General features: G+C 43.0%; 12 protein-coding genes. 10 read left to right on the plus strand and 2 right to left on the minus strand.

Translation table 11 applies throughout. The annotated features are described in order from the left end of the window. The first annotated feature begins 54 nt into the window (after positions 1-54). Positions 55-2,616: a DNA mismatch repair protein MutS gene (gene mutS / locus A3M5_RS0103740; RefSeq protein ID WP_018392422.1), complete on the plus strand. Its 2,562-nt coding sequence runs from the start codon at positions 55-57 to the stop codon at positions 2,614-2,616. Positions 2,617-2,719: 103 nt separating this feature from the next. Further along, entirely contained in the window at positions 2,720-4,507 is a 1,788-nt protein-coding gene (gene mutL / locus A3M5_RS0103745; RefSeq protein WP_018392423.1) for a DNA mismatch repair endonuclease MutL, read from the plus strand. Positions 4,508-4,563: 56 nt separating this feature from the next. On the opposite strand, the gene A3M5_RS0103750 is transcribed toward mutL, so the two are convergent. Next, positions 4,564-5,325, minus strand: coding sequence for a polyphosphate kinase 2 family protein (locus tag A3M5_RS0103750; RefSeq protein ID WP_018392424.1), 762 nt, complete (start codon positions 5,323-5,325; stop codon positions 4,564-4,566). Positions 5,326-5,452: 127 nt separating this feature from the next. On the opposite strand from A3M5_RS0103750, the gene glpK reads away from it, so the two are divergent. The 6 genes from glpK (at position 5,453) to A3M5_RS0103780 (ending at position 11,668) form a co-directional block, all read left to right on the plus strand. Next, a complete protein-coding gene (gene glpK, locus A3M5_RS0103755; RefSeq protein ID WP_018392425.1) occupies positions 5,453-6,943 on the plus strand; it encodes a glycerol kinase GlpK in 1,491 nt (496 codons plus the stop codon). A 143-nt stretch (positions 6,944-7,086) separates the two neighbouring features. Continuing rightward, on the plus strand, positions 7,087-8,712 hold the full coding sequence (locus A3M5_RS0103760; protein ID WP_018392426.1) for a glycerol-3-phosphate dehydrogenase/oxidase: 1,626 nt from the start codon (positions 7,087-7,089) through the stop codon (positions 8,710-8,712). Between the two features lie 44 nt (positions 8,713-8,756). Then, complete coding sequence (gene miaA, locus A3M5_RS0103765) at positions 8,757-9,707, plus strand: tRNA (adenosine(37)-N6)-dimethylallyltransferase MiaA (RefSeq protein ID WP_196803579.1); 951 nt, start codon at positions 8,757-8,759, stop codon at positions 9,705-9,707. Between the two features lie 42 nt (positions 9,708-9,749). Continuing rightward, complete coding sequence (hfq, locus tag A3M5_RS0103770; RefSeq protein ID WP_018392428.1) at positions 9,750-10,001, plus strand: RNA chaperone Hfq; 252 nt, start codon at positions 9,750-9,752, stop codon at positions 9,999-10,001. Positions 10,002-10,083: 82 nt separating this feature from the next. Continuing rightward, entirely contained in the window at positions 10,084-10,998 is a 915-nt protein-coding gene (locus A3M5_RS0103775) for an AAA family ATPase (RefSeq protein WP_018392429.1), read from the plus strand. Between the two features lie 37 nt (positions 10,999-11,035). Then, entirely contained in the window at positions 11,036-11,668 is a 633-nt protein-coding gene (locus A3M5_RS0103780; RefSeq protein ID WP_018392430.1) for a TetR/AcrR family transcriptional regulator, read from the plus strand. A gap of 113 nt (positions 11,669-11,781) precedes the next feature. Here the strand turns inward: A3M5_RS0103780 and A3M5_RS0103785 are convergent, their stop codons facing one another. Continuing rightward, positions 11,782-12,384 (minus strand): trimeric intracellular cation channel family protein, encoded by a 603-nt coding sequence (locus tag A3M5_RS0103785; RefSeq protein WP_026221574.1) that lies wholly within the window; start codon positions 12,382-12,384, stop codon positions 11,782-11,784. 141 nt (positions 12,385-12,525) lie between these two features. Between A3M5_RS0103785 and A3M5_RS0103790 the strand changes: the two genes are divergently transcribed. Further along, a complete protein-coding gene (locus A3M5_RS0103790; RefSeq protein WP_018392432.1) occupies positions 12,526-13,800 on the plus strand; it encodes a methionine gamma-lyase family protein in 1,275 nt (424 codons plus the stop codon). Between the two features lie 128 nt (positions 13,801-13,928). Beyond that, positions 13,929-14,324 carry a MerR family transcriptional regulator gene (locus A3M5_RS0103795; RefSeq protein ID WP_018392433.1) on the plus strand — a complete coding sequence of 132 codons (396 nt, stop codon included), beginning with the start codon at positions 13,929-13,931 and terminating at the stop codon, positions 14,322-14,324. Positions 14,325-14,355: the final 31 nt, after the last annotated feature.

A 14,355-nucleotide genomic window follows, 5' to 3' on the forward strand; every position in this document is an offset into this window, starting at 1 on the left:
CTTTTTTTCTATGTGCTATACTAACAGAAGAAGACCAACAGAGAGGGATTAAACATGGCACACTATACTCCAATGATTCAACAATATTTGCGTGTGAAGGCAGACTATGAAGATGCCTTTTTATTTTTTCGCATGGGCGATTTTTATGAAATGTTTTTTGATGATGCGCAAAAAGCAAGTCAAATACTTGAAATTACTTTAACGTCACGTGAAGGCGGCAGTCAGGACCGGATTCCGATGTGCGGCGTGCCCTATCATTCGGCGAAGGGATACATAGAACGACTCATTGCAGCAGGACATAAAGTCGCGATTTGCGAACAACAAGAGGATCCGAAACAGGCGAAAGGTGTGATTAAACGAGAAGTCGTACAAGTCATAACACCTGGCACAATGATGGAGGGTGCAGGGATTCAAGAGAAAGAAAACCACTATCTTGCTTCATTTGAGCAGTCAGGCAATGACTATGCTGTTGCTGCCGCCGACTTAACAACCGGCGAATGCCGTACGGCTGTTTTTCATTCATTTGACAGCGCACTGCACGAGCTCGCTGCCTATGGTGTAAAAGAAATCATTATGAATAGCGCATGGAATGCGGAAGACCTGAAGAAAATCAATGACCGTTTTGGAGCGGTTATTTCGATTGAAGAGAATACAGATGAGTTTGAATTTGACGCGCTTTTAACTAAATTAACGCATTCCTTAACTCGAAAAGCGTCCGTCCGTCTTTATCATTATCTCCATCGGACGCAAAAGCGAAATCTCGATCATTTGCAGCCGGCAGAACAGTACGAAATCCGCGATCATATGAATATCGATTATTATTCCAAGCGTAATCTTGAACTGACCGAAACGATTCGTTCAAAAGGGAAAAAAGGGTCGCTTTTATGGCTGCTTGATGAAACGAAAACAGCGATGGGGGGACGGCTGCTTAAGCAGTGGATCGATCGTCCTCTTTTGAATGAAAAAGACATTAACCGCCGTCTCGGCATAGTTGAAACGTTCATAGCCTCTTTTTTCGAGCGTGAAGAACTACGCGAACAGCTAAAAGAAGTGTATGATCTTGAGCGTCTTGCAGGGCGTGTAGCGTTTGGCAATGTGAATGCACGCGATCTTGTTCAGCTGAAAAAATCACTCGGCCAAATTCCGCGTTTAACAGACTTATTGAAAAAAATTAATGGGGATGCCGTACAGCAATTAGCGGACAAGCTTGATCCATGTACCGAGCTTTTTGATCTGCTCGAAAGTGCAATCATTGCCGAGCCTCCGATTTCTGTGAAAGAAGGCGGCATGATTGCAGACGGATTTCATCCGCAGCTTGATGAATACCGTGATGCCGCGCGTAACGGCAAACAATGGATCGCGGAACTGGAAAAAGAAGAACGGGAAAAAACGGGAATTAGGTCGTTGAAAATTGGCTATAACCGCATTTTTGGCTATTACATTGAAGTGACGAAAGCGAATCTTGGCTTGCTTGAAGAAGGCCGCTATGAGCGGAAACAAACGTTGGCGAACTGTGAGCGGTTTGTGACGCCAGAATTAAAAGAAAAAGAGACGCTTATTTTAGAAGCGAATGATAAAATGATGGAACTCGAATATGAACTCTTTACACAGTTGCGTGAAAAGGTGAAAGAGTTTATTCCACGATTGCAAAACTTGGCCCGGACGGTCAGTGAAATTGACGTGCTCCAATGTTTTGCCGCTATTAGTGAATTACGCCGGTTCGTGCGTCCTGTTTTTTCAACAGACCGGACGATGATTATCGAAGAAGGCCGCCATCCGGTCGTGGAAAAAGTGATGGACGCCCAGCTTTTCGTACCCAATCATTGCTTTATGGGACCGAAACGCGATATGCTGCTCATCACCGGTCCAAATATGTCTGGGAAAAGTACGTACATGCGGCAAGTGGCAATCATTGTGATTTTGGCGCAAATTGGTTGTTACGTACCGGCTGATAAAGCCATATTGCCTGTATTTGATCAAATATTTACCCGAATCGGAGCGGCAGACGATTTAGTTTCAGGACAAAGTACGTTTATGGTGGAAATGTTGGAAGCGAAACATGCGATTGTGAATGCGACAGACCGATCACTCATTTTATTTGATGAAATTGGCCGTGGTACGTCAACCTATGATGGGATGGCACTTGCACAGGCGATGATCGAATACATTCATACAAACATTCAGGCGAAAACGTTATTTTCAACACATTATCACGAATTAACTGTGCTTGATCAGTCACTCGAGCATGTGCAAAATGTGCATGTCACCGCCGCTGAACAAGAAGGGAAAGTCGTTTTTTTGCACAAAGTAAAAGACGGGGCTGCGGATAAAAGTTACGGCATTCATGTCGCGCAATTAGCCGGTCTTCCAGATACGGTCATCACACGTGCGGATGAGCTGCTGCACTCGTTCGAAAGTAAAGAAAACAAGCCTGAAATAATTAACGAAGGACAGTTATCTTTTTTTAAAGAAGAACTAGTATCAAAGCCTACACTAAAAGAGGATAAAACAATCGTTTCGAAGCTACTAAGCTATGACATTATGGAAATGACACCGATGGAAGCGATGAATACATTATATGCCTTGCAAAAATCAGCAAAAAAGTCAGCAAACTGAGTAAAGTGGCCGTAAACTGAGTAATCGGATTGAAAACTGAGTAAATACTCCGCAAACTGAATCAATCGCTACACAAAATGAAGTCATAAAATGAGGTGATAAAATGGGCATCATCATTCAGCTCAATGAATCGCTGTCGAATAAAATTGCCGCTGGTGAAGTTGTCGAGCGTCCAGCATCGGTCGTGAAAGAATTAACGGAAAATGCGCTTGATGCCGAAAGTACAGTCATTGAAATTGATGTAGAAGAAGCGGGCCTCACTTCGATCCGGGTTTCAGATAATGGAGCGGGAATGGAAAACGACGACGTTGAACGTGCTTTTTACCGTCATGCGACGAGTAAAATTAAAGATGAAGATGATCTATTCCGTATTCGTACACTCGGCTTTCGCGGCGAAGCATTGCCGAGCATTGCATCTGTCTCAGATTTAACGATGACAACTTCAACGGGTGAAAATGCCGGCACGGAAATTATTCTTTCCGGAGGGGTCGTTCAATCTAAAAAACCAGGACCCGCACGAAAAGGAACAGAAATAATTGTGTCCAATTTATTTTTCAACACACCGGCACGTTTGAAATATATGAAAAGTGTGCATACCGAACTTGGAAACATTACAGACGTTGTCAACCGGATCGCGCTCAGCCGGCCGGACGTATCATTTCGTCTTCGCCATAATGGCCGTGAACTGCTGAAAACGAATGGAAATGGTGATGCGAAGCAAGTTATCGCTGCGATTTATGGCATCAATATTGCCAAAAATATGATACCAATTAACGCTAGATCACTCGACTTTGAATTGTCCGGATTTCTTTCATTGCCGGAAGTGACGAGAGCTTCACGCAATTACATGTCGATGATGGTCAATGGGCGGCTTATCAAAAATTTCAAAGTATCGAATGCTATTTTAGAAGGATATCACACGTTTTTGCCGATCGGCCGCTATCCAATCGTGCTCGTCAATATGAATATGGACCCGCTGCTTGTCGATGTCAACGTACATCCATCCAAACTTGAAGTCCGTTTCAGCAAAGAGCAGGAACTATGCGCGCTTTTATCAACAGCCATTAAAGACGCACTGCGAAAAGAAACGCTCATTCCAGATGCTCTGCCGACGTTAAAAAAACGCAAAGATTTCACCGAGCAGCGAGCCTTTCAATTTGAGGCACCGAGGCCGAAAAAGCCTGCTATGCCGCCAAAAAGAGAAGTGGAAAAGCTTTATAGGCCCGAATTTTATAATCAACCGGTGAAAGAAACGATACCAGTGATTGAAACCGTCACGATCCCTGATCGGGAAGAACCTTCAAAAGAACGGATGCCGCCGCTTTATCCAATCGGTCAAATGCATGGCACCTACATTTTTGCGCAAAATGAAAATGGGTTGTACATGATCGATCAGCACGCTGCTCAAGAACGGCTAAAATATGAATATTTTCGTGAAAAAGTGGGGCAGATTGAAAACGAACTGCAAGAATTACTCATTCCAATAACATTTGATTTTTCTGCAGATGAGTATTTGAAAATTGAAGAAAACCGTGTATTCCTTGAAGAAGTCGGTGTCTTTTTAGAACCGTTCGGTGATAAGTCGTACATTGTTAAAGCGCATCCGTCCTGGTTTCCAACAGGAGAAGAGCGCGATGTGATTGAAGAAATGATTGAAGAAGTGCTTCAGATGAAAAAGCCGGATGTGAAAAAAATTCGTGAGGAAGCGGCTATTTTAATGAGCTGCAAAGGCTCGATTAAAGCGAACCGTCATTTGCGAAATGATGAAATTGAGCAGCTATTAAATGATTTGCGTGAAAGCGAGGATCCATTCACGTGTCCACATGGCCGTCCGATTATGATCCATTTGTCAACCTATGATATTGAAAAAATGTTTAAACGCATTATGTAAAAAGGGAGGAACAGAAAAAGGGCGTGATCTCGTACAGTAGATCACGCCCTTTTTCATTAAGCATTAAACAATGCGTACTCTGGTAAGAGAATCCCTTTTTTTGTTAAATATTTTTCAATATGCTCAACTGTTTTTCGCAAAATCGCGACGCGTGCATATTTCTTATCATTTCCTTCAATAACGTGCCATGGTGCATAGTCGTGATGGGTTCGACGCAGCATTTCTTCCGCTGCTTCTATATACGAATCCCATTTATTTCGGTTGCGCCAATCTTCATCGGTAATCTTCCATCGCTTAAGCGGATTATTTTGCCGTTTTTCAAATCGTTTCAGCTGCTCATCTTTTGAAATTTGCAGCCAGAATTTCATCATAATGTACCGGTCATCCGTTATTAATTTCTCGAAACCGTTTATTTCATCATACGCGCGCTTCCATTCTTCCTTCTCCGCAAATCCTTCAATGCGCTCGACCAAAACGCGCCCATACCATGACCGGTCAAAAATCGTCAATTGTCCGTACTGTGGAATTTTCCGCCAGAATCGCTGCATGTAATGATAGCGCATTTCATGCGGTGCCGGTGCGGATATCGGATGAACAGCTATGCCGCGCGGATCGAGTTTTGCGGTCATTCGTCTGATCGCGCCGCCTTTTCCGGCTGCATCCATCCCTTCCATAATGACGATTAAGCTGATTTTTTCACGAAATAATAGCTGCTGTAAACTGAGCAAGCGGCGCTGGTATTTTTCAAGTTCTGCTTGATACTCTTTTTTCGCATCGATGTGCTTGTCCTGTTTTAATTTATTTAACTTCACTTCCATATGTATGCATCGCCTCCTTTTTTTATCATACCCGAAAAAAAGGCTCTTTGAACAAACAAAAAATATTTGACACCGCTTCCAATAGCGTGTAGGATAAACAGTTGTTTTAACAAGGAGGGATTTTCGCATGGAAAAGTATATTTTATCCATTGACCAGGGAACGACAAGTTCACGGGCGATTTTATTTAATAAAAAAGGCGAAATCGTTCATTCCGCACAAAAAGAATTTACACAATATTTTCCACAACCAGGCTGGGTCGAGCACGATGCGAATGAAATTTGGGGGTCTGTTTTATCCTGTATAGCAACGGTGTTAACTGAAAAAGAGATCCGGGCCAGTCAGATCAAAGCGATTGGCATTACGAATCAGCGTGAAACAGCGGTAATCTGGGATAAAGAAACGGGCCGGCCGATTTATCATGCGGTTGTCTGGCAGTCGCGTCAAACAGCGGACATTTGCGCCGAGTTAAAACAAAAAGGGTATGAGCAGACATTTCGTGATAAAACAGGTCTTCTTATCGATCCATATTTTTCTGGAACGAAAGTAAAATGGATTCTTGATCAAGTGGAAGGAGCCCGTGCGCTGGCTGAACAAGGAAAATTATTGTTTGGGACAATGGATACGTGGCTCATTTGGAAATTAACGGACGGCGCGGCGCACGTCACCGATTATTCGAACGCAGCGCGTACATTACTGTTCAACATTCACACACTTGAATGGGATCAGGAATTGCTTCATATATTGAATATACCAGAAGCATTGTTGCCGGACGTGCGTCCGTCATCATCTATATATGGAACGACCGCGCCGATTCATTTTTTCGGTCAAAAAATTCCGGTTGCAGGAGCCGCGGGTGATCAGCAGGCCGCTTTGTTCGGACAAGCATGTTTTGAAAAAGGAATGGCGAAAAACACATACGGAACGGGTTGTTTCATGCTCATGAACACCGGTGAAAAAGCGATTAAGTCTGAACATGGCTTATTGACAACGATCGCATGGGGCATTGATGGAAAAGTCGAGTATGCACTTGAAGGCAGTATTTTCGTCTCCGGTTCTGCGATTCAATGGCTTCGAGATGGGCTTCGCATGTTAAAAAACGCGAGTGACAGCGAGCAATATGCAGAACGGGTATCGTCAACGGATGGTGTCTATGTCGTACCGGCATTTGTCGGACTAGGCACCCCATATTGGGAAAGTGACGTGCGCGGTGCGGTATTCGGTTTAACACGCGGTACAGAAAAAGAACATTTCATACGTGCGGTGCTTGAATCTCTTGCCTATCAAACGAAAGATGTACTGGAAGTGATGGAAGCCGATTCCGGCATTTCATTAAAAACGCTCCGTGTTGATGGTGGTGCGGTTATGAATGCCTTTTTAATGCAATTCCAGAGTGATCTGCTGAATGTGCCTGTTGAACGGACGAAAATTAATGAAACGACCGCACTCGGCGCAGCCTATTTAGCTGGTCTAGCGGTTGGTTTCTGGAGTGACCGTACAGAAATTGCCCGTAATTGGCAGGTGGAGCGTACATTTGAACCAAGCATGGAAGAAGCCGTTCGTAATGAATTGTACAGCGGATGGAAAAAAGCAGTGAAAGCAGCTATTGCTTTTCAATAATGGTACTGATCCATTACACATATGTTCATACAATGTCCGGAGAATTGAAGAGGTCTGGAAAGCGAAACAGCGATGACTGTTTCGGCTATTCAGGTCTTTTTATTGTCTTTTTAGGGTACATAATAAGACGAGGGGATGAGAAGATGAACTTTTCCAATAAAAACCGTGCAGAAAAAATAAACATGATGAAAATCGAACCGTTTGATGTACTCATTATCGGCGGCGGCATTACGGGTGCTGGGATTGCACTCGATGCAGTGATGCGCGGGATGAAGACAGCGCTTATTGATATGCAGGACTTTGCAGCGGGTACGTCTAGCCGCTCAACAAAGCTTGTGCACGGCGGGCTTCGCTATTTAAAACAGTTTGAAGTAAAAATGGTTGCAGAAATTGGGAAAGAACGTGCGATTGTGTATGAAAATGGACCGCACGTGACAACACCGGAGTGGATGCTTTTGCCGCTGCACGAAGGAGGCACATTCGGGAAATATACAACGTCCGCTGCACTGCATGTATATGACTTATTAGCCGGTGTCAAGCGGTCTGAACGTCGTTCCATGCTTTCGGTCTCTGAAACAATGAAAAAGGAACCGCTCGTTAAAGAAGCTGGTTTAAAAGGTAGCGGCTACTACGTTGAATATCGGACAGACGATGCAAGATTAACGATTGAAGTAATAAAAAAAGCGATGGAAAAAGGTGCTCTTTGTTTGAACTACGTGAAGGCGGCCGAGTTTCATTATGATAACGGACGTGTAACAGGAATTGAAGCGGTTGATCAAATCGATGGCAGCCGCTTTACCATTTCAGCTAAAAAGGTCATTAATGCATCCGGCCCTTGGGTAGATTCCGTCCGAAAAAAAGATGGCGGTGAAAATGGCAAGCATTTGCGTCTCACAAAAGGGGTTCATATCGTCATAGATGAGTCTGTGTTCCCGCTTCAACAGGCCATTTATTTCGATACAACAGACAAACGGATGGTGTTTGCGATTCCGCGCGATGGCAAAACGTATATCGGCACGACGGATACGTTTTATGACCGTGATCCAATCCGCCCGGATGTGACAGCGGAAGACCGCGCATATTTGCTTGAAGCGATCCGATTCATGTTCCCATCTGTTAATGTGAACGAGTCGAACATTGAATCTTCATGGTCAGGCGTGCGGCCGCTTATTTATGAAGAGGGAAAAGACCCATCGGAAATTTCACGCAAAGATGAAATTTGGGAATCAGAGACAGGTTTATTGACGATTGCCGGCGGGAAATTGACAGGCTACAGGAAAATGGCAGAAACGATTATGGAGCGCGTGGCAAAATGGTTTAAAGAAGAACACTCCATTTTATTTAGCCCGTCCGAAACGAAACATTTGCCGATTTCAGGCGGTGACGTCGGCGGTTCGGCGAAGTTTCAGGCGTATGTTCAAGAAAAAATAGCCACTGGCATGGAGAAAGGGTTCTCAAAAGAAGAGGCAAAGACACTCGTTAATAAGTACGGTTCGAACGTAGATAAATTATTTGCTCATAAGAAGGAAAATAGCCCGATGCCGAATGTGCTTTACGCGCAGCTCATGTATGCGATAGAGGAAGAAATGGCATACACACCGGCTGACTTTTTCATTCGTCGTATTAGTGCGCTTTTGTTCGATTTGAAAACAGTTCTTGACTATAAAGAAATATGCACGGATATTTTAGCTGATCATTTTAACTGGTCACAGGCAGAAAAAGAAAAGCACATTGCGGAATTAGAAGCGGAAATCGCCGCCTGTTCTTAAACATAGGGATCCGTTATAATAAGGAGACTGATATGGAGAAGGCTGTGAGACATATGACGAAAGAAAAAGTGGCGGTCATTATTGGACCGACTGCATCTGGAAAAACGGACTTAAGTATTTTTATTGCGAAACAGTTAAACGGTGAAATTATAAGTGGTGACTCGATGCAAATTTATCGAGGACTCGATGTTGGGACGGCGAAAGTGACGAAAAAAGAAATGGATGGTGTGCCGCATCATTTAATTGATATAAAAAATGTGGACGAAACATTTTCAGCTGCTGAATTTCAACAGCTGGCGCGGGAGAAAATAGCGGATATTCATGCGCGGGGCAAATTGCCGATTATTTGCGGCGGAACGGGGCTATACATTCAATCTGTTTTATATGATTATCAGTTTGCACAGGATGGCAACGATGAGACGATCCGTAAAGAATTAGAAAAAGAGGCAGACAACATCGGTGCAGAGGCCATTCATGAAAAGCTGCGTGCGGTTGATCCTATATCTGCCCAGTCCATTCACCCGAACAATGTACGCCGAACAATTCGTGCACTCGAAATTTTTCATACGACCGGCCGGCCGGCATCTAAGCAGCGAGGCAGTAAAAAACCGGATGAGAAATACGACAGTGCCATCGTCGGTCTAACAATGGATCGGGCTATGTTATATGAACGGATTAACAAACGGGTCGATCTGATGATGGAATCCGGACTGTTAGAGGAAGCAGAAAGGTTGTATGACCTTGGATTAAAAGACGTCCCAGCTGTTCAAGCGATTGGCTATAAAGAATTGTTTGGCTATATAAAAGGCGAGCAGCAGTTGGATGAAGCAGTGAATCTATTAAAACAAAATTCGCGCCATTATGCGAAGCGGCAGTTGACATGGTTCTACAATAAAATGAACATTGAATGGGTGGACATGACAGATGCAGCATTGCGCGATGAAAAAAAACAACAAATTTGCGCGTTGCTGGCAGGAAAGCTGAATCTAAGATAGAATAAGTATTAATGGATACAGATAGAAAGAGGAGGACGAAGCATGAAACAGCCAATTAACATTCAAGATCAATTTTTAAACCAGCTGCGCAAAGATAGCACAATGGTCACGGTTTTTTTATTGAATGGATTCCAGCTCCGCGGACTTATTAAAGGATTTGATAATTTTACGGTACTGGTTGAAACAGATGGCAAACAGCAGCTCGTTTACAAACATGCCATTTCGACATTTGCTCCTCAGCGCAGCGTCAGTTTAAATTTTGATGAAGTTAGCTTACAATTGGATAAACAATGACGATGTGAATGAAGGGCCCGCATAGATGCGGGTCTTTTTTTTATTTCTAAGCATACAATTGAAGGAAAAGGGGGCTGTTGGCATGAAGCAGATCAATCAACCAGGCCGCATTCATGTCGTCTTTCAGCCGAAAGAAAAAACGCCGCTGGCAGCAGAACCAGAATGGTACCGTCATCCTGCCCACGAGGTACTTCTCGATATTGAAAAAGAGATGGAACAGTTGATCGGCCTTGCCGATTTAAAAATACTCGTTCGTGAATTATATGCAACAGCTTATATAAATCAAAAGCGAATCGAAGCAGGCATTCAAGCGAAAGGGCAAATGCTTCATATGCTCTTTACAGGCAATCCAGGCACAGGAAAAACGACGGCTGCCCGCATTATCGCCACGATGTTTAAACGGCTTCGTATTCTTGAAAAAGGACATTTTATTGAAGCGGAACGGGCTGATCTCGTCGGAGAATACATCGGTCACACAGCGCAAAAAACACGGGATCTCGTTAAAAAAGCGCTGGGCGGTGTGTTGTTTATTGATGAAGCCTATTCACTCGCACGTGGCGGCGAAAAGGATTTTGGCAAAGAAGCGATTGATACGCTTGTGAAGCAAATGGAAGATCATCAAAACGACTTTATTTTAATTTTAGCGGGATATCCAAGGGAAATGGCACACTTTTTAACGCTTAATCCAGGGTTGCAATCTCGTTTTCCCATTACACATCATTTTGCCGATTACACGGTGGATGAACTGTACCAAATAGCAGAACAGAGCGCGCACGAAAAATGGTACGACATCGATTCGGCAGCGAAACCGATTTTGATGGAAAAGATAGCTGAAGAAAAAAGAAAGCAAGGATTTCGTTTTGCGAATGGCCGTAACATACGGACGATGATCGAGAAAGCCGCAAGAAAGCAGGCGATTCGTTTAATGAAACAGACGATGCATTCGAAAAAGGATTTGAGACTATTAAAAGGGGAAGATTTTGAATTGTCGAAATAATGACGTATGTGGTAAAATGTCGAAAAGGATGATGATAATGAAAAAGAAACCCGTTAAAGAAAGAATCATTGAAACGGCCTTAATTATGTTTGAACAACATGGTTACCACGGTGTGACCGTCGATCAGATTGTCGATGAATGTGGTACGTCAAAAGGCGGCTTTTATCACAATTTTAAATCAAAAGATGAACTGCTTTATCATATTCACGACGTATTTATTTCGTATTTACTTAATAAAGCGAAGGAATCACACGATAAAGAAACCGATCCTGTGTCGAGGCTATGTGCCATCATCACATCATTTACAAGAATTTTTGACCTGTACAAACCGCATATTACGGTATTCTATCAGGAGAGTACGTATTTGAAAGGTGATTTTGAAGAGCGAATTAACGAAAAACGGGATGAATACCGCAAACTGCTTCTTCAGGTCATTCGAGATGGGCAGTCTACCGGTGATTTTCGTCAAGAAGTACCCGCTGAAATTTCTACAATGGCGATTATGGGTATCATTAACTGGATGTATAAATGGTTTAAAAAAGATGGAGAACTGTCCATTGAAACGATCGCCCGCATCTTCAACGATATGATGATTCATTCTTTGCTGACAGAAGAAGCGATGAAATCAGGAAGAGGCGACAGATTTTTATTGAAAACAGAGCCAGTGTGATCTAGGCTCTGTTTTTGTACGTGGACCAAGCTCTTCGTACCTATTCATCTTACTCATTTTCTGCGTGTCGGCAAAAGAAAAAGCACCTGCTGAATCTAGGCGAATGCTAAAGTTTATCGTTTCATTGTTCGTTTGGGTAAATGCCAGCTATATTTATAGGAAAGAATACGTAAAACCGTTATGAATAGGAATAAAATAAAGATTTGTGCGGGTGACTGTACAATGTTTAGTGCAATGAACATGCCGGCAAGCGCCGCCCACACACCGTACACCTCATTTCGTAAAAGAGTTGGTTTCCGCTGAGCAAGCACATCGCGGACAAGTCCGCCGCCACTTCCGGTTAACACTGCTGCCATGACAACGGCACTGAGCGGATGCCCCATGCCTACTGCGTATAAAGCGCCTTGAATAGCAAACGCAGACAACCCAATCGCATCAAATAAGTTGCCCCATATAGGCCAGTAGCGGAGCAGGTTTTGTGGAAATAGAACGATCGCTGTTATCGATAATATCGCTATCGTAAAAAATTCACTTTGTTCCCATAAAGTTGAAACAGGAACATCGATTAATAAATTTCGGATCGCTCCACCGCCAAATGCGGTAATCATTCCTAATACATATATGCCAAATAAATCGTATTCTTCTTCCATCGCAACGATTGCGCCTGAAATCGCAAAGGCAAACGTTCCAATGATTGTTAACACATCCCATGTAATATCCATTCTGAGCCTTCTTTCATTCAACGTGTAAAATGTTCGGCTTTATTATAATCCATCATTCGACGAACGGCTATTTTTCTTTTAAGAAAACGGTGATTTTGCTATGATGGAAAAAGTGAACAAGAAAGAAGGATTATAATGATGACTAGTATATTTGATTTACTAAAAAATGGAGCTCTTATTCGTGAAAAAGCAGAGGAAGCGGAACGGAAAATTGCGACTGTTCATGAACAAGTAGAACAGATGGCGGAATACAATCAATTTCGCGTTTTGCAAAGCTTTCAAAAAAACCAGGTGAGCGATTTTCATTTTACCCCGTCTACTGGATACGGGTATGACGATTCAGGCCGCGATACACTTGAACATGTATATGCAGATGTATTTGGCGGTGAAAGTGCGCTCGTGCGTCCGCAAATTATTTCTGGCACACATGCCATTACGATCTCTCTGTTTGGCATTTTGCGCCCGGGCGACGAGCTGCTCTACATTACCGGAAAACCGTACGATACGCTTGATAATATTATTGGCATACGAGAACCTTCAAACGGATCGTTGCGGGAATTTGGTATTACATACAAGCACGTTGAGCTCAATGAAAACGGACGACCTGATTTTGAAAAAATTCGTACAAGCATTACAGATAAAACAAAAATGATTGCGATTCAGCGTTCCAAAGGCTACGCGGTCAGACCTTCTTTTACGATAGAAGAAATAGGTGAAATGTGCCGCTTTGTAAAGGACATTAAACCATCTGCGGTCGTCTTTGTTGACAATTGTTACGGTGAGTTTGTTGAAAAAAAAGAACCGCTTCATGTAGGAGCTGATCTGATTGCAGGCTCATTAATTAAAAACCCAGGAGGCGGTCTTGCCAAAATAGGGGGCTACATCGCGGGGAAAAAAGAATATGTAGAAAGCTGTTCTTATCGTATGACATCGCCGGGAATTGGTGCAGAAGCAGGAGCAAGTCTTTACAGTCTTCAAGAAATGTATCAAGGATTCTTTCTCGCGCCGCACGTCGTGACAGAAAGTTTAAAAGGGGCGATTTTCACCTCGGCGCTGTTAGAGCTATTCGGTATGAAAACAATGCCATCATGGAGAGAGGAGCGCACCGATCTTATTCAAGCCGTTCAGTTTGATGATCGGGACAAAATGATCGCGTTTTGTCAGGCGATTCAATATGCCTCACCGGTTAACTCACACGTTACGCCATCCCCAGCGTATATGCCGGGCTATGAGGACGATGTTATTATGGCAGCTGGCACCTTTATACAAGGAGCGAGTATTGAACTCACCGCAGATGGTCCATTGCGTCCACCGTATGCAGCGTATGTGCAGGGAGGGCTCACATATGCACATGTGAAAATTGCCGTAATAAGTGCGATCGATCATTTAATTGAAAAAAATCAGATATAAAGAAAAAATTTCTCCTTTTTTCTCCTTTTTTAAGGAGAAATTTTTTATGTTATAAAATATAACATTGTATTGACAAATTAAGTGACATCATTTAAAGTAAAAGCATCAGATAAAGAGGAGGGGAAAACATGAGCAGCCATATTCGCCGGACAATGCCACTTTTTCCAATGGGAACCGTTATGAAACTTACTGATTTATCTGCAAGGCAAATACGCTATTATGAGCAGCATCATTTAATTACCCCGGATCGTTCTGAAGGAAATCGGCGACTTTATTCATTGAACGATATTGACCGTCTTCTTGAAGTAAAAGACTTACTCGACCAAGGTATTAATATGGCCGGGATTAAAAAAATTTTACTAAAAGATGAATCACAGACAGAAAAATTGGAAACAAAAGAAAGTAGTGCAAAACCGAAGAAAGAGTTCACTGACGAAGAACTGCGGAAGCTGCTCCGGAAGGAATTAATCAATGCTGGACGTTTCAATCGCTCTTCAGAAGTGGAGAGACGGTTTTTCCACTAATCTTTTGCCATATAAGGTTTTACATTTTTGA

Origin of the sequence: Bacillus sp. 37MA, from assembly GCF_000372765.1 — a bacterium.
GTDB lineage: Bacteria > Bacillota > Bacilli > Bacillales > Domibacillaceae > Domibacillus > Domibacillus aminovorans.